The sequence below is a fragment of the Pseudarthrobacter sp. MOO13 genome (assembly GCF_058267655.1).
Genome location: NZ_CM177848.1, coordinates 3320745 through 3336284, shown reverse-complemented (window position 1 = coordinate 3336284; position 15540 = coordinate 3320745). Strand labels below are relative to the sequence as shown.

The window sequence follows — 15540 nt, the reverse complement described above, 5'->3', positions numbered from 1 at the left end:
CCTAGTGGTCCCCCTTCGTCGACCGACCCAAGGAATTCATGAGCCCCGCAAACGAAGTACGTAAGTCCAAGGCTGAGCGAACCGCGGAGGCGCGGGAAAAGGCGCGCCTGATCCGTGAAGCACAGGCAAAAAAGGACAAGCGCAACAAGCTGCTGATCGGCTGGGGCATTGTCGCGGCTGTGGTGGCCATCCTGGTAGTGGTGGCCCTGGTGGTCACCAGCAGTTTGAAGCAGAATGCCCCGATTGCGGATCAGGGGCCCACACCGGCCAACGCCAACATCCATGGCGGCGTTACCCTGCTTGCCAACTCGGATGTGGCCAAGAGCGACCCGGCAACGGTGGACGCCAATTCCGTGGGGGATGCACCGAAGACTCCGCCGGCGGAAGTCGTTGCACCCGGCGCGGAAGCGGTGGCCGGCAAGCCGGTCAAGGTGGTCCTCTACGTCGACTTCATCTGCCCCATCTGCAAGAACTTCGAAACGCAGTACAACGACCAGCTCACGTCCTTGCGCAACGACGGCAAGATCACCGTGGAGTACCGGCCGCTCGGCTTCCTGGACAGCCGGTCCACCACCAACTACTCATCACGTGCGGCGAATGCGGCGGCCTGCGTTGCCAACACGGCTCCGCAGAAGTACGCCGACTACTTCAGTGCCTTGTACGCCCAGCAACCGGCTGAAGGCAGTGCCGGCCTCTCGGACAACGACCTCAAGAAGATGGCCTCAGACATGGGCGTGGACATCGGTTCCTGCGTAGATGACAAGACCTACCGCCCGTACGTGAAGTACGCGACGAAGGAGGCCTCGGCCATCGGTGTCACGGGGACGCCGACCGTCTTCGTTGACGGCAAGCAGTGGGGCAAGGGAGACAGCGCCCAGACGCCGTTCCCGGACTTCCTGCAGGCAGCCATCGCCGCCAAGGGCTAAACGCCGGGAATCCTCGCAAGGGCCCGTTTCGGAACGTATCCGGGGCGGGCCCTTTCGCTGTCCGCTGCCGGTGTGGCGGCGTTTTTACCCCCGGCGGGAGTTGGGCTAACCTTATCTAGCGCCGTGACGGCGCAGGCCCCCAGGGGTCACGCCTCCTTAGCTCAGTTGGCCAGAGCACCGCTCTTGTAAAGCGGGGGTCGTCGGTTCGAATCCGACAGGGGGCTCCGGTGCGACGGCCCCGGTTCGAGGTTCCAGGAACTTCGGCCGGGGCCTTGTCTTTCCCGGGGATTATGCTGGACCCATCCCAATAATCAGCCTGCTGACTAAAGGAGGATGGGTGCCATGCCCAAGACCGGAAAGAATGACCACGCCCGCAAGGAAGAACTCCCTTCGACCCTGCAGCGGTCCGGGCGAAAAGCCCAGGACACGTTCGCCAAGACCTACGATTCGGCCCTCGAGTCCTACGACCATGACGAGGAACGGGCGGCCCGCACGGCGTACGCGGCAGTGAAACACAGTTACGAAAAGGTGGGCGACCACTGGGAGCCCAAGGAAAAACGCGGTCCGTCGGACAAGCACGCCGAGGAGGGCCTGCGCTCAACCGAACCCACAGCCGGAGGCGTTGATGCCAACGCGTCCAAGGAACACCTCTACAAACTGGCAAGGGAACTGAACGTCAAGGGCCGCTCGACGATGGACAAGGCCCAACTGGTGGAGGCACTCCAAAAGGCGAACACCAAGGCAACCCGCAAAGCCCGCAGCAAATAGCCTCTGCTCTTGCCGTCCCGCCGCCCAAGGTGTCGAATCAGAGGATACGTCCAGTCCGGCCGGCAATGATGCCAGGAGGTTCCCATGTCGGTGAAGAGCACCAAGGAGTCAGTGCGGGCGGCCGGCGGCAGAAGCGGCCCCGATGCACGCCGGGCAGATCAAAACGCCGGCATTGCCGCCTCGGACCCCGGCCGGATCCGCAACGTGGCCCTGGTGGGGCACTCCGGCGCCGGAAAGACGATGCTGATCGAGGCCTTGCTCGCCGCAAACGGCATGATCACCCGCAAGGGCTCCATCGTGGACGGAACAACCGTCAGCGACTCCGACCCGGCGGCTGTGCACCAGCAGCGCTCGGTCACGCTGTCCTTGGTGCCGCTGATGGTGGAGGACGTCAAAGTGAACCTGATGGACACCCCGGGCTACCCGGATTTCATCGGGGAACTGCGGGCCGGGCTGCGTGCCTCCGATGCTGCCCTGTTCGTGGTCTCCGCGGTGGATGGTATCGACGCCACCACCACCGCGCTGTGGGGCGAGTGCGAACACGTGAGGCTCCCGCGCGCCGTCGTGATCACCCGGATGGACCATCCGCGCGCAGACTACGGGCGGACCCTGGCAGCCTGCCAACAAGCCTTCGGCGACGCCGTTTTGCCACTGTGCGTGCCAGTGCAGGGGGAGGGGGCGGACGCCTCTTTGCTGGGCCTGCTGTCCCGCGAGGTCACCGATTACTCGTCGGGTGACCCATCGCCAGCAACCCGCCCGGCTGACGCTGCCGAGCTCGACGCAGCAGGGCCGGCCCGCGGAACCCTGATCGAGGGAATCATCGCCGAAAGCGAAGATGAGACGCTCATGGACCGCTACCTGGACGGTGAGGACGTCGACCCCGCAGCGCTCGCAAGCGACCTGGAAACCGCCGTCGCCCGCGGCTCGTTCTTCCCGGTGCTGCCCACATCCGCCGTCACCGGCCTCGGTACCGCCGAGCTCCTGGAACTGCTGGTCAGTGCTTTCCCGCCGCCGGGGGAGCGGAGCCTGCCGGACCTGACCGACCTCGCGGGAGAGCCTGCCGGAACCCTGTCCTGCGATCCGTCCGGTCCGCTTGCCGCGGAGGTGGTGCGGACATCCAATGATCCCTTCCTGGGCCGCATCTGCCTGGTGCGGGTCTTCTCCGGAACCCTGCGTGAGGATTCGCCCGTGCACGTGGGCGGCCACGGCCTGGCCGACCGGGGCCACCAGGACCACGACACCGACGAACGCGTGACCCATATCTACTCGCCACTGGGGGCCAGCCTGCGTCCCGTGCCTTACTGCGTGGCGGGGGACCTCTGCGCCCTGGCCAAGCTGGGGAGCGCCGAAACAGGAGACACCATTTCCGCACGGGACATGCCGCTGCTGCTCGCCACCTGGGAAATGCCGGAGCCGCTGCTGCCGGTCGCCGTGGAAGCGGACTCCCGCAGTGACGAGGATGCGCTGGCCCGCAGCCTGGGCAGGATTGCGGCGGGCGATCCCACCCTGCGGGTGGACCGGAATGCCGAAACGCACCAGTTGGTGCTGTGGTGCATGGGTGAGGCGCATGCGGAGGTAGTGCTCGACAGGTTGCGCGAACAAGGCGTGAAACTCCACACCGTTGACGTGGTGACGCCGCTGCGGGAGACCTTCGCCGCGCCCGCCGCAGGCCATGGCCGCCATGTCAAACAATCCGGCGGTCACGGCCAGTACGCCGTATGCGACATCGAAGTGGAACCCCTGGAACGCGGTGCGGGGTTCGAATTCGTGGATAAAACCGTGGGTGGCGTCATTCCGGGAACGTTCATCCCGTCGATCGAGAAGGGCGTCCGGGCACAGATGGAGCGGGGCGTCTCCGCAGGCTTCCCTGTGGTGGACCTGCGCGTGACCGTCGTGGGCGGCAAGGCCCACAGCGTGGATTCATCCGACGCCGCATTCCAGTCGGCGGGGGCCCTGGCGCTCCGCGAGGCTGCGGCCGCGGGAAAGATCCAGCTCCTCGAACCCGTGTCCGCGGTGGCCATCACTGTGTCGGACGAGCACGTGGGGACGGTCATGAGCGACTTGTCCGGCCGGCGCGGGCGCCTGACCGGCACCAATTCCTCCGGCCAGGGCCTCACCGAGATCAGTGCCGAAGTTCCGGACCAGGAACTCCTGAGGTACGCGGTGGAACTGCGCGCCTTGACCGCCGGCACCGGCAGGTTCCGCCGGCACTACCTGCGCCATGAACCGGTGCCATCGAATTTCAGCCCCTCCTGATCCCGCCCGGGCAGGAACTTCGCCAAGGAACGCCGGCCGCCCGTGAACGCCGCTACACGAAAAATCCAAAACATCTACCTAACGTTGACGCTGGGCAACACCCTCGCGGCGTCCTTTATCTGGGGCATCAATACACTGTTCCTGCTCGATGCGGGCTTGAACAACTTTGAGGCCTTCGCCGCGAACGCCTTCTTCACGGCAGGCATGGTGCTCTTCGAAGTACCCACCGGGGTGGTCGCGGACAGCTGGGGGCGGCGGGTGTCGTTCCTGCTGGGCACTGTCACCCTGGCCGGGTCCACCTTCCTTTACTACCTGCTCTGGCAGTTGCACGCGCCGTTCTGGTGGTGGGCGGCCGTTTCGGCGCTGCTGGGGCTCGGTTTTACCTTCTTCTCCGGCGCGGTGGAGGCCTGGCTGGTGGATGCTCTGCACTTCACCGGCTACGAGGGCACCCTCGAAGCGGTCCTGGGCCGCGGCCAGATGGTTTCCGGCATCGCCATGCTGGGCGGTTCGGTGGCAGGCGGGGTGATCGCGCAGGCCACCAACCTGGGGGTGCCGTTCCTGCTGCGCGTCGCGGTCCTGGTGGCCATGTTTGCCGTTGCGTTCCTTCTCATGCACGACGTCGGCTTCACGCCCGAGCGCTCGGCCCACCCGTTGCAAGCCACCCGGGCAGTCCTCCGGGCTTCGCTCGACGGCGGGCTGAGGAATCCGCCCGTGAGGTACATGATGCTGGCCGCGCCCTTTACCGAAGGCGTGGGCTTTTACGTCTTCTATGCCCTCCAGCCCTACCTGCTGCAACTGTTCGGCGATCCGAGGGCCTACGCCATTGCGGGCCTGGCCGCAGCCATTGTGGCCGGGGCCGACATTGTGGGCGGCTGGCTGGCGCCGCAGGTCCGGAAGCTGGTGCACCGGCGCACCACCGTGCTGATCGGCTCCAACATCATCAGCTCGGTGGTTTTGGTGGTGCTGCTGGCAACCAACGTCTTTTGGCTGGCGCTGGTGCTTCTGGCCCTCTGGGCAGTGGTGGCTTCCGCCGGCACCCCGGTCCGCCAGGCCTACCTCAATGACATGATCGCCTCCCAGCAGCGGGCCACCGTCCTCAGCTTCGCATCGCTCATGGGCTCAAGTGGCGGGGTGGTGGTGCAACCGCTGCTTGGCAGGGCGGCGGACCTTTACGGCTACCCTGCCTCCTTGGCCATGAGCGGGGTCGTGCAGTTGCTGGCGGCACCATTCATCCTGCTGAGCCGGCGGCGGCGCTCGCCGGCCGATGCCGGGGCGGGCCTGCCGGCCGCGCCCTGACCAGGTTGGGAGGCACACACCGGACGACATGCAGCGAAGGCCCCTGGCCACGGACGGTATGCGTCCGGGGCCAGGGGCCTTCGAAGAACTGCCTGCCGGTGGCAGAAGCCGGTATTACTTGACGCCGGCCTCCACCGGTTCGCTGGCCACCGGCGTCAGTTTCTCCGCGGTGGGCGGAGGAGTGGTCTTCAGCCTGAACCGTCTTCCAAGGTCGCTGCCGCCGCCGCTGCGGTTCTTGTTGAAGATGTCGAACCCGACGGCGATCAAGAGCACCAGGCCCTTGATCAGCTGCTGGTAGTCCGTGCCCAGGCCCAGGATGGACATGCCGTTATTGAGCACACCCATGATGAGTCCGCCGATCATGGCCCCGGCAACGGTGCCGATGCCGCCGGTGACGGCCGCACCGCCAATGAACGCCGCCGCGATCGAATCGAGTTCGAATCCGGTTCCGCCTGCCGGTTGGGCCGAGTTGAGCCGGGCCGTGAAGACCAGGCCCGCCAAAGCTGCGAGGACGCCCATGTTCACGAAGAGGCGGAACGTCACGGCCTTGGTCTTGATCCCGGACAGCTCAGCTGCATGCAGGTTGCCGCCGATTGCATAGGTGTGCCGGCCAAACACGCTGTTGTTCATCAGTGCCGTGTACGCGATCACCAGGACAGCCAGGACCACCAGGACGATCGGCGTGCCCCGGTAGGACGCCAGCAGGAAGGTGATGATGAGCATCAGCAACGCGGTGAAAGCGGTTTTGATGACGAACCAGACCAGAGGCTCGCTTTCGAGATCGAACTTCTTGCGGATGCGGCGTTCCTTTAGGGCCTGGATCAGGAGTGCCACGGTGGCGCCCACGCCAAGGATGACCGTGAGCCATTCCAGTACTGACGTGCCGCCGGAGATGTCCGGGAGAAAGCCTCCGCCCAGGGCACGCAGCTCCGCAGGGAACGGCGTGATCTGCTGGTTCTTCAGGGTGATGAGCGTCAGGCCGCGGAAGATCAGCATGCCTGCGAGCGTGACGATGAAGGCCGGGATTCCCACGTATGCGATCCAGTACCCTTGCCAGGCCCCGACGAGCGCGCCGACCAGCAGGCACGCAGGGATTGCGGCCCACCATGGCCAGCCCCAGTGCACGATCATGACGCCGGCGACGGCACCGATGAATCCCGCCACGGAGCCGACGGACAGGTCGATGTGGCCTGCGATGATCACCATCACCATGCCGATGGCCAGGATGAGGATGTAACTGTTTTGGACCACCAGGTTGGTGACATTCTGCGGCTCGAGCAGGATCCCGCCCGTCAGTCCTTGGAACAGGAGGACGATCAGGATCAGGGCGACGAAGATGCCAACTTGGCGGAGGCGGCTTGTGAGGAATCCGAGCGACTCTCTTAGGGCTGACATTTCGCTATTCCTTCTCTTTGGTCATGTAATGCATCAGTGATTCCTGGGTGGCCTCGGCGATGGGCACTACACCGGTGACATGGCCGGCGGCGAGGGTGTAGATGCGGTCGCAGATACCCAGAAGCTCGGGAAGTTCCGATGAAATGACGATGACGGCCTTTCCTTCGGCCGCGAGCCTGGCAATGATCGTGTAGATCTCATACTTGGCGCCGACGTCGATCCCTCGGGTGGGTTCATCAAGGATGAGGACGTCCGGGTCGGAGAACATCCACTTGCTCAGGACCACCTTCTGCTGGTTGCCGCCGGAGAGCTTCCCGGTGATGGCGGCGACGGAGGGTGCCTTGATGTTCATGCTGGTGCGGTAGCCGTTAGCTACCACGGTCTCCTGGTTTTTGTCGACGAATCCGCGCTTCGCGAGCTTGCGCAGCGATGCCAGCGAGATATTGCGCTTGATGTCCTCGATCAGGTTCAGGCCGTAGTGCTTGCGGTCCTCCGTGGCGTAGGCAATGCCGTGCCTGATCGCGTCCGAGACGGTGGACGTATTGATCTCCTCGCCGTACTTGTAAACCTTGCCTGAGGTGGCCGTGCCGTAAGTGCGGCCAAACACGCTCATGGCCAGTTCCGTCCGGCCGGCGCCCATGAGCCCGGCAAGGCCCACGACTTCGCCCTTCCTGACGTGCAGGTTGGCGTTGCTGACTACCATGCGGGCGTGGTCCTGCGGGTGGCGGACGGACCAGTCTTCGATCCGGAGGACTTCCGCGCCGATGTTCGGCTCGCGTTCCGGGTAGAGGCTCTCAAGGTCGCGGCCCACCATGCCACGGATGATCCGCTCCTGGGTGATCTGGCCTTCATCGAGCCGAAGGGTCTCAATGGTCTTGCCATCTCGGATGATGGTGACAGCGTCTGCCACCTTGCGGATCTCGTTGAGCTTATGGCTGATGATGATGCTGGTGACGCCTTGGCCCTTCAAGTGGAGGATCAGGTCCAGCAGGTGGCCGGAGTCCTCATCGTTGAGGGCGGCCGTGGGCTCGTCCAGGATGAGCAGCTTCACTTCCTTGGACAGCGCTTTGGCGATTTCCACGAGTTGCTGCTTGCCCACGCTGATGTGCTGTACCGGGGTGACGGGGTTTTCATCGAGTCCCACGCGGGCCAGCAGTTTTGCTGCCTCCAGGTTGGTCTTCCGCCAGTCCACCCATCCCTTGGTGGCCTGTTCGTTGCCGAGGTAGATGTTCTCGGCGATGGAAAGGTACGGGCTCAGCGCGAGTTCCTGGTGGATGATCACGATGCCCCGCTTCTCGCTGTCCGAGATGCTGGCGAAATTGCAGGGTTCGTTTTCGAACAGGATTTCCCCGTCGAACGTGTTGTGCGCGTATACGCCGGACAACACCTTCATGAGCGTTGATTTGCCGGCGCCGTTCTCACCGCAGATGGCATGGACTTCTCCACGGTTCACATCAAGGGTGACATCCTGCAGCGCCTTCACGCCCGGGAACGTCTTGGTGATTCCTCGCATTTGAAGAATGGGTGTGTTCATCGTCAATTCCCACTGACTGGTCGAATCTTGGCCTTCCTGCTGCTGCAGGAGGTTGCGGGAGGGGCTGCGGCCGGACGGCCGGCCGCAGCCCCCGGCTGTCTACTTGACGTCGGCGTCGGTGTAGTAACCCGAGTCGATCAGTTCCTTCTTGTAGTTGTCCTTGGTGATGATCACGGACTTCAGCAGGTAAGCCGGGACAACCTTGACCTTGTTGTTGTAGGTCTTGGTGTCATTGGTTTCCGGTTCCTGGCCCTTGAGGACGGCGTCCACCATCTTGACCGCCTGGGCGCCGAGCTGCCGGGTGTCCTTGAAGATGGTGGAGTACTGCTCGCCGGCAACGATGGACTTCACGGAGCCCTTCTCGGCATCCTGGCCCGTGACGACCGGCAGGCTTCCCTTGGCGTAGCCGCCGGTGCTGGTGAGGGCGGAGATGATGCCGATGGACAGTCCGTCATAGGGGGACAGGACGCCGTTCAGCTTGGTACCTGAGCTGTAGGCGGACGTGAGGATATCCTCCATGCGCTTCTGCGCCACGGGTGCTTGCCAGCGGAGGATCGCGGCCTGTTCAAACTTGGTCTGGCCGCTGGGGACCTTCAAGGTGCCGGCATCCATGTACGGCTTGAGGGTGTCCATGGCGCCGGTCCAGAAGAAGTTGGCGTTGTTGTCGTCAGGGCTTCCGGCGAAGAGTTCGACGTTGAACGGACCCTTGTCGTCCACTTTCTTGCCACTGGCGTCAAGAAGTCCCAAGCCGGTCAGCAGCGAGGTGGCCTGCTGGACGCCGACCGTGTAGTTGTCGAACGTGGTGTAGTAGTCCACGTTCGGGGTGCCGTTGATGAGGCGGTCGTACGCGATCACTTTGACGTTCTGCTCCTTGGCCTTGGCCAGGACATCGGTCAGGGTGGTGCCGTCAATGGCGGCGATGATCAGCGCCTTGGCGCCCTTGGTCAGCATGTTTTCGATCTGCGAGACCTGGGTTGGGATGTCGTCATTGGCGAACTGGAGGTCTGTCTTGTAGCCAAGGTCCTTGAGCGACTTCTCGACGTTGGCGCCATCGGCAATCCAACGCTCGGATGTCTGCGTGGGCATCGAGATCCCAACCAGCGAGTCGGCGGGCTTCGCCGCGCCGCTGGATTCGGTTGCCGCGCCACGTGAGCCGCAACCGGTGGCGCCCACCGTCAGCGCGAGGACAAGGGCCACCGCGCCCACGATTTTTTTGATTCTCACCATTTTCTCCTTCCGCGGCAGCACTGCCGCGAAGTGTTATTGGACGAGGCAGCAGCGATGCTCCCTGGTCCTGGCCACATTGTTGATGTGTCGGTTCAATATAGACTGATTTGTGAACGCTAACAAGAGGCCGCTATCAAGTGCATGAACCTGCTTCAATTTCATTGACTTCTGCTTTGTTAGCGTTCACACTTGCTGCAGCGCTTAGCTCGACCGTGACCCCTAGACAACCCCGGCAATGAGGCCCCTGCCTCCCGGGCGGAGGCAACCGAATGCCAGATACATCCTTCAGTTCCAACCCTGACCTCTGCGTCGTCGGCGTGGATTACGGAACACTTTCCGGCCGTGCCGTGGTGGTGCGTGTCCGCGACGGGAAGGAGCTCGGCAGCGCGGTCCATGCGTATCCGCACGCCGTGGTCACCGACGTCCTGCCACGTGACACAGCGGGCGACGACGGGGCCCGGCTTCCCGGGGAATGGGCGCTCCAGGTGCCCAACGACTACCGGGAGGTGCTTCGCACTGCCGTCCCGGCAGCGGTGGCCGACGCCGGGATCGACCCGGCGGCCGTCGTCGGTATTGCCACGGACTTCACCGCCTGCACCATGGTGCCTGTCATGGCCGACGGCACCCCACTGAACGAACTGCCGGGCTATGCCAACCGGCCGCACGCGTACGTGAAGTTGTGGCGCCACCACGCGGCGCAGGGGCAGGCCGACCGGATCAACCGGCTCGCCGCCGAACGCGGCGAGGACTGGCTTCCCAGGTATGGGGGGCTGATTTCCTCGGAGTGGGAATTCGCCAAGGGGCTGCAGCTGTTGGAAGAGGACCCCGAAGCCTACGCCGCAATGGACCGCTGGGTGGAGGCGGCGGACTGGATCGTGTGGCAGCTGTGCGGCAGGTATGTCCGCAATGCCTGCACGGCCGGCTACAAGGGCATCTACCAGGACGGGCGCTACCCCTCGGGGGACTTCCTCGCTGCCCTGAACCCGGAGTTCAAGGACTTCGTCAGCTCCAAACTCGAGCACACCATCGGTCGGCTGGGTGACGCCGCCGGCACACTGACCGCGGAGGCCGCAGCCTGGACCGGTTTGCCGGAGGGCATCGCCGTGGCGGTGGGAAACGTTGACGCGCATGTGACGGCCCCGGCAGCGAAGGCGGTGGAACCGGGCCAGCTGGTGGCCATCATGGGCACCTCCACCTGCCACGTCATGAACGGCACGGAACTGCGTGAAGTGCCGGGAATGTGCGGGGCCGTTGACGGCGGCATCGTTCCCGGCCTGTGGGGCTACGAGGCGGGCCAGTCGGGCGTGGGAGACATCTTCGGCTGGTTCACGAAATACGGAGTCCCGCCCGAATACCACCAGGCGGCCGAAGCTGCCGGTCTGGGGATCCACGAATACCTCACCGAACTGGCCTCGCGGCAGGCCATCGGGGAGCACGGGCTGATAGCCCTGGACTGGCATTCCGGCAACCGGTCGGTCCTGGTGGACCACGAGCTCTCCGGCATCGTGGTGGGCCAGACGCTCGCCACCAGGCCCGAGGACACCTACCGGGCGCTTCTGGAAGCCACAGCCTTTGGAACCCGCACCATCGTGGACGCCTTCCGCGACGCCGGGGTTCCGGTCAAGGAATTCATCGTGGCCGGCGGCCTGCTCAAGAACAGGCTCCTGATGCAGATCTACGCAGATGCCACCGGCCTGCAGCTTTCCACTATCGGCTCGGAACAGGGCCCGGCCCTGGGGTCGGCGATCCACGCCGCCGTCGCGGCCGGCCACTATGCGGATATCCGCCAGGCCGCAGCGGCCATGGGCGCCGAACCCGGGGAGGTCTACACTCCAATCCCGGAAAACGTGGCCGCATACGAGGAACTCTTCCAGGAGTACAAAACCCTCCATGATTACTTTGGCCGGGGCAGCAACGACGTGATGCACCGGCTTAAGGCCATCCAGCGACGGGCTGCCAGTACGGTGCTGCCCGGTACCGAGTCCGCCGTCCACGCTGTCGTGGAGGTGTCCGCATGAGCGTCCGGCAGGGAACCGAAGCCGCAATCCTGGAAACCATCGCCCGGATCCGGGAAGACGTATGCGCCCTGCACGCTGAGTTGACGCGGTACGAACTGGTGGTGTGGACTGCGGGCAACGTCTCGGCCCGGGTGCCCGGCACCGACCTGATGGTCATCAAGCCGTCCGGCGTCAGCTACCAGGAACTGACCCCGGAGCAAATGGTCGTGACCGACCTGCACGGCACGCCGGTGAGGGGCACCAATGTTGGTGGCGGCGGCACGGTCGATTGGGGCAACCCGCCGCTCTCGCCGTCGTCCGACACCGCCGCGCACGCCTATGTGTACCGGCACATGCCCGAGGTGGGCGGGGTGGTGCACACGCACTCCACCTATGCCACCGCGTGGGCCGCACGGGGTGAGGCCATCCCCTGTGTGCTCACCATGATGGGGGATGAGTTCGGCGGTTCCATCCCGGTGGGCCCGTTCGCGCTGATCGGCGACGATTCGATCGGCCACGGCATTGTGGAGACCCTGAAAAACTCGAACTCACCGGCGGTCCTGATGCAGAACCACGGCCCTTTCACCATCGGCAAGGATGCCCGTTCCGCCGTGAAGGCCGCCGTGATGTGCGAGGAAGTGGCCCGCACTGTCCATATCTCGCGGCAGCTGGGTGAACCCCTCCCGATCGACGCAGGCCATATCGACTCGCTCTACGCCCGCTACCAAAACGTCTACGGGCAGTAATCCCCAAACCTTTATCAGGAGTACGCATGAACACCGCAGCAAACACCACCCTGGACGGCTACGAGGTCTGGTTCCTCACCGGCAGCCAGCACCTCTACGGGGAGGAAGTCCTCAAACAGGTGGCCGCCCAGTCCCAGGAGATTGCGAACCAGCTGAACGCCAATTCCGCCGTCCCGGTAAAGATCGTCTGGAAGCCGGTCCTGACCGATTCGGATGCCATCCGCCGGACCGCGCTGGAAGCGAACGCCGATGACTCAGTCATCGGCGTGACGGCCTGGATGCACACCTTCAGCCCTGCCAAGATGTGGATCTCCGGCCTGGACCTGCTGCGCAAGCCACTGCTGCACCTGCACACCCAGGCCAACCGCGACCTGCCCTGGGCGGACATCGACTTCGACTTCATGAACCTGAACCAAGCCGCGCACGGCGACCGGGAGTTCGGGTACATCCAGTCCCGCCTCGGCATCGCCCGGAAGACCGTCGTCGGGCACGTCTCCAACCCCGAGGTGGCACGCCAGGTGGGTTCCTGGCAGCGCGCGGCCGCCGGCTGGGCCGCCGTCCGCACCCTGAAGCTGACCCGCTTCGGCGACAACATGCGCAACGTCGCCGTCACCGAAGGTGACAAGACCGAGGCCGAGCTGCGCTTCGGCGTCGCGGTGAACACGTGGTCCGTCAATGAGCTCGCGGACGCCGTGCACGGCGCGGCGGAGGCCGACGTCGACGCCCTGGTGGCCGAGTACGAGGACCTGTACGACGTGGTGCCGGAGCTCCGCGCAGGCGCGGCCAGGCATGAATCGCTGCGGTACGGCGCCCGGATCGAGCTGGGCCTGCGCAGCTTCCTCGAAGCCAATGGCTCCGCCGCGTTTACCACCTCCTTCGAAGACCTGGGGGCCCTCCGCCAGCTTCCCGGCCTCGCCGTGCAGCGGCTCATGGCCGCCGGGTACGGCTTTGGCGCCGAAGGCGACTGGAAGACCGCCATCCTGGTGCGCGCCGCGAAGGTGATGGGTGCCGGCCTGCCCGGCGGCGCCTCCCTGATGGAGGACTACACGTACCACCTGGAACCGGGCGCGGAGAAGATCCTGGGCGCCCACATGCTGGAGGTCTGCCCCTCGCTCACGGCGTCGAAGCCGCGCCTGGAAATCCACCCGCTGGGCATCGGCGGCAAAGAGGACCCGGTCCGGCTGGTGTTCGACGCCGATGCCTCCCCGGGCGTCGTCCTCGCCCTGTCCGACATGCGGGACCGCTTCCGCCTGGTGGCCAACGCCGTCGACGTGGTTCCCCTGGACCAGCCGCTGCCCAACCTCCCCGTGGCCCGCGCGCTCTGGCAGCCGAAGCCGGACTTCGCCACGTCCGCCGCCGCCTGGCTCACGGCCGGCGCCGCCCACCACACCGTGCTCTCCACCCAGGTGGGCATGGAGGTGTTCGAGGACTTCGCCGAGATCGCCAAGACCGAACTCCTGACCATCGACGAGGGCACCACCATCCGCCAGTTCAAGAAGGACCTGAACTGGAACGCCGCCTACTACAAACTCGCCGGCGGGATCTGATTCCGTGGCGCAGCCCGGCTACCGGCCCCGGCGGCGGCTGCCAAGGCTTGAGGACGTGGCGGGGCTGGCCGGGGTCTCGCACCAAACCGTCTCGCGGGTGGTCAACAAGCACCCCAACGTCAGCAAGGAGACCCGGCACAAGGTGGAAGCGGCGATTGCCGAACTCGGCTACCGCCGCAATACAGCAGCACGCAGCCTGGTCACCCGGCGCTCGCAGACCATCGGCGTCCTGGGCAGCGAGTTGTCGCAGTACGGCCCGGCCAACACCTTGCTGGGAGTTGAACGGGCCGCGCGGGACGCGGGATATTTTGTCAGCGTCGCTGCGCTGCGGGAAGTCGCCAGGGACACCATCCTGGACGCGGTCAGGCACTTCCTGGACCAAGCGGTGGACGGGATAGTCGTGATTGTTCCGCACCTGGCCACGTTGGCGGCCTTGGCGGAACTCGCTATCGGAGTGCCGGTAGTGGCCGTGGGGTCCGACGGGAATGACGCCGTTGGCGGTGTCCGGGTGGACCAGCGCAAGGGAGCCGAACTGGCCGTCCGGCACCTCATAGCGCAGGGCCACCGCCGGATCGGGCATGTCGCCGGGCCGCAGGACTGGATTGACGCCGTGGCGCGGTCCGACGGCTGGCGTTCCGCCCTGGAAGCCGCCGGGCTCGAGGCGGATCTCCTGGTCGAGGGAGACTGGAGTGCGGGCAGCGGCTACGCCGTTGGCCGTCGGCTGGCTGCTGACCGGCGCGCCACGGCCCTCTTCGTGGGCAACGACCAGATGGCATTGGGGATCCTGCGCGCCCTGAACGAAGCAGGCTTGGATGTGCCGACGGACGTTTCCCTGGTGGGCTTCGACGACCAGCCCGAATCGGCATACTTCAGCCCTCCGCTGACCGTGGTCCGGCAGGACTTCGAAGAACTGGGCCGGCGCTGCATGGACATGATGCTCGGGGTACTCGGCGGTGCGGAAGGGCCCAGGACGCTGGTGGTGGAACCTGAGCTCATCCTGCGCAGCAGCACGGCCCCGCCCTGCTGAAGCAGCAGGAAGGCTGGAATTAATCCGGGGGAGACCGCCGCGAAACGTGGCCACAACAATTGCTGCGTAGGTTTCAGGCATGATGGCTACCTTGCTCACCCGGCTCCGCGACTGGGCCATTGCTACCTTTACCTGCGAATCAGAGTCCGAGGCCGCCGGCGCCATGGCCGATGCCACCCGGTGGGGGTGGCTTCCCGCCTTGAGTGGAGTCTCCGTCGGCGCCGACCATGCCCGCTCCGAACACCTGGGAAGGGTGTCCGGCGGCAACTGAATGTCTGCTTGGCCACACTATTGCGCCGGGGCCCGGATGATGCCCTAAACTGCTTCACTGAGGTGCCTGAAATGGCGCTGTGCAGCAACGAAAGTGAACATGCTAATGGCTACCGATTACGATGCTCCACGCAAGCAGGAAGAGGAGTCTCCCGCTGACTCCCTGGAGGCCCTCCAGGCGTCCCGGAGCGGCAACGCGCAGACCGCAGTCATCGATGTCGACGAGAATGACACCGCTGAAGGCATCGACCTCCCCGGCGCCGATCTGTCCAACGAGGAACTCACCGTCATTGTGGTTCCCGAGCAGTCCGACGAGTTCACCTGCTCGTCCTGCTTCCTGGTCCGCCACCGGTCACAGGTGGCCCGCGAAAAGGACGGCCTGAAGTACTGCCGCGACTGCGAAGGCTGAGCCCCACCCGTTCTTCCCGGCGCCGGTTGCCCCTCCGGGGCGGCCGGCGCTGCTGTGTCTCCGGCCGCCGTCGTTACCAAAATACCCCTCCGTGACAACGGAAAAGGTGCCGTGCCCGGTTGGGGGCACGGCACCTTTTCGT

13 protein-coding genes and 1 tRNA gene are annotated in these 15540 nt (G+C 65.2%); 11 read left to right on the top strand and 3 right to left on the bottom strand.

From position 1 onward, the window contains the following. The first annotated feature begins 38 nt into the window (after positions 1-38). The 5 genes from AC4EEO_RS15215 (at position 39) to AC4EEO_RS15195 (ending at position 5246) form a co-directional block, all read left to right on the top strand. Positions 39-926, top strand: coding sequence for a DsbA family protein (locus AC4EEO_RS15215; RefSeq protein WP_491329340.1), 888 nt, complete (start codon positions 39-41; stop codon positions 924-926). Positions 927-1076: 150 nt separating this feature from the next. After that, a tRNA-Thr gene (locus tag AC4EEO_RS15210) sits at positions 1077-1150 on the top strand. 118 nt (positions 1151-1268) lie between these two features. Then, positions 1269-1694 (top strand): ChaB family protein, encoded by a 426-nt coding sequence (locus tag AC4EEO_RS15205; RefSeq protein ID WP_285318381.1) that lies wholly within the window; start codon positions 1269-1271, stop codon positions 1692-1694. A gap of 84 nt (positions 1695-1778) precedes the next feature. After that, positions 1779-3950, top strand: a complete 2172-nt coding sequence (locus AC4EEO_RS15200) for an elongation factor G-like protein EF-G2 (protein ID WP_491339205.1) — start codon at positions 1779-1781, stop codon at positions 3948-3950. 42 nt (positions 3951-3992) lie between these two features. Then, the gene (locus AC4EEO_RS15195; RefSeq protein ID WP_018762109.1) at positions 3993-5246 is read left to right on the top strand and encodes an MFS transporter; all 1254 of its coding nucleotides are present in this window, start codon (positions 3993-3995) and stop codon (positions 5244-5246) included. Positions 5247-5360: 114 nt separating this feature from the next. On the opposite strand, the gene mmsB is transcribed toward AC4EEO_RS15195, so the two are convergent. From mmsB to chvE, 3 genes are all read right to left on the bottom strand, one after another. Continuing rightward, positions 5361-6641, bottom strand: coding sequence for a multiple monosaccharide ABC transporter permease (mmsB, locus tag AC4EEO_RS15190; RefSeq protein WP_109863897.1), 1281 nt, complete (start codon positions 6639-6641; stop codon positions 5361-5363). A gap of 4 nt (positions 6642-6645) precedes the next feature. Next, on the bottom strand, positions 6646-8175 hold the full coding sequence (mmsA, locus tag AC4EEO_RS15185; RefSeq protein ID WP_491339204.1) for a multiple monosaccharide ABC transporter ATP-binding protein: 1530 nt from the start codon (positions 8173-8175) through the stop codon (positions 6646-6648). 99 nt (positions 8176-8274) lie between these two features. After that, entirely contained in the window at positions 8275-9402 is a 1128-nt protein-coding gene (gene chvE / locus AC4EEO_RS15180; protein WP_491339203.1) for a multiple monosaccharide ABC transporter substrate-binding protein, read from the bottom strand. A 269-nt stretch (positions 9403-9671) separates the two neighbouring features. On the opposite strand from chvE, the gene araB reads away from it, so the two are divergent. The 6 genes from araB to AC4EEO_RS15150 all read left to right on the top strand — a co-directional run bounded on the left by araB (position 9672) and on the right by AC4EEO_RS15150 (position 15398). Further along, a complete protein-coding gene (gene araB, locus AC4EEO_RS15175) occupies positions 9672-11420 on the top strand; it encodes a ribulokinase (protein ID WP_491339202.1) in 1749 nt (582 codons plus the stop codon). Next, positions 11417-12145 carry an L-ribulose-5-phosphate 4-epimerase gene (locus AC4EEO_RS15170; RefSeq protein ID WP_491339201.1) on the top strand — a complete coding sequence of 243 codons (729 nt, stop codon included), beginning with the start codon at positions 11417-11419 and terminating at the stop codon, positions 12143-12145. Before araB ends, AC4EEO_RS15170 begins: the two co-directional genes overlap by 4 nt. A gap of 26 nt (positions 12146-12171) precedes the next feature. Next, positions 12172-13692, top strand: coding sequence for an L-arabinose isomerase (gene araA / locus AC4EEO_RS15165; RefSeq protein WP_491339200.1), 1521 nt, complete (start codon positions 12172-12174; stop codon positions 13690-13692). 4 nt (positions 13693-13696) lie between these two features. Continuing rightward, positions 13697-14719, top strand: a complete 1023-nt coding sequence (locus AC4EEO_RS15160; protein WP_491339199.1) for a LacI family DNA-binding transcriptional regulator — start codon at positions 13697-13699, stop codon at positions 14717-14719. A 79-nt stretch (positions 14720-14798) separates the two neighbouring features. Next, on the top strand, positions 14799-14990 hold the full coding sequence (locus tag AC4EEO_RS15155) for a hypothetical protein (RefSeq protein WP_491339198.1): 192 nt from the start codon (positions 14799-14801) through the stop codon (positions 14988-14990). Between the two features lie 105 nt (positions 14991-15095). Further along, a complete protein-coding gene (locus tag AC4EEO_RS15150; protein WP_018762118.1) occupies positions 15096-15398 on the top strand; it encodes a DUF4193 domain-containing protein in 303 nt (100 codons plus the stop codon). The last annotated feature ends 142 nt before the right edge of the window (positions 15399-15540 follow it).

What these genes read in the sequence shown, in the direction of transcription:
- AC4EEO_RS15215 (WP_491329340.1), top strand. Translation starts at nt 39, where the DNA reads ATGAGCCCCGCAAACGAAGTACGTAAGTCCAAGGCTGAGCGAACCGCG.
- AC4EEO_RS15205 (WP_285318381.1), top strand. Translation starts at nt 1,269, where the DNA reads ATGCCCAAGACCGGAAAGAATGACCACGCCCGCAAGGAAGAACTCCCT.
- AC4EEO_RS15200 (WP_491339205.1), top strand. Translation starts at nt 1,779, where the DNA reads ATGTCGGTGAAGAGCACCAAGGAGTCAGTGCGGGCGGCCGGCGGCAGA.
- mmsB (WP_109863897.1), bottom strand. Translation starts at nt 6,641, where the DNA reads ATGTCAGCCCTAAGAGAGTCGCTCGGATTCCTCACAAGCCGCCTCCGC.
- mmsA (WP_491339204.1), bottom strand. Translation starts at nt 8,175, where the DNA reads ATGAACACACCCATTCTTCAAATGCGAGGAATCACCAAGACGTTCCCG.
- chvE (WP_491339203.1), bottom strand. Translation starts at nt 9,402, where the DNA reads ATGGTGAGAATCAAAAAAATCGTGGGCGCGGTGGCCCTTGTCCTCGCG.
- araB (WP_491339202.1), top strand. Translation starts at nt 9,672, where the DNA reads ATGCCAGATACATCCTTCAGTTCCAACCCTGACCTCTGCGTCGTCGGC.
- AC4EEO_RS15170 (WP_491339201.1), top strand. Translation starts at nt 11,417, where the DNA reads ATGAGCGTCCGGCAGGGAACCGAAGCCGCAATCCTGGAAACCATCGCC.
- araA (WP_491339200.1), top strand. Translation starts at nt 12,172, where the DNA reads ATGAACACCGCAGCAAACACCACCCTGGACGGCTACGAGGTCTGGTTC.
- AC4EEO_RS15155 (WP_491339198.1), top strand. Translation starts at nt 14,799, where the DNA reads ATGATGGCTACCTTGCTCACCCGGCTCCGCGACTGGGCCATTGCTACC.
- AC4EEO_RS15150 (WP_018762118.1), top strand. Translation starts at nt 15,096, where the DNA reads ATGGCTACCGATTACGATGCTCCACGCAAGCAGGAAGAGGAGTCTCCC.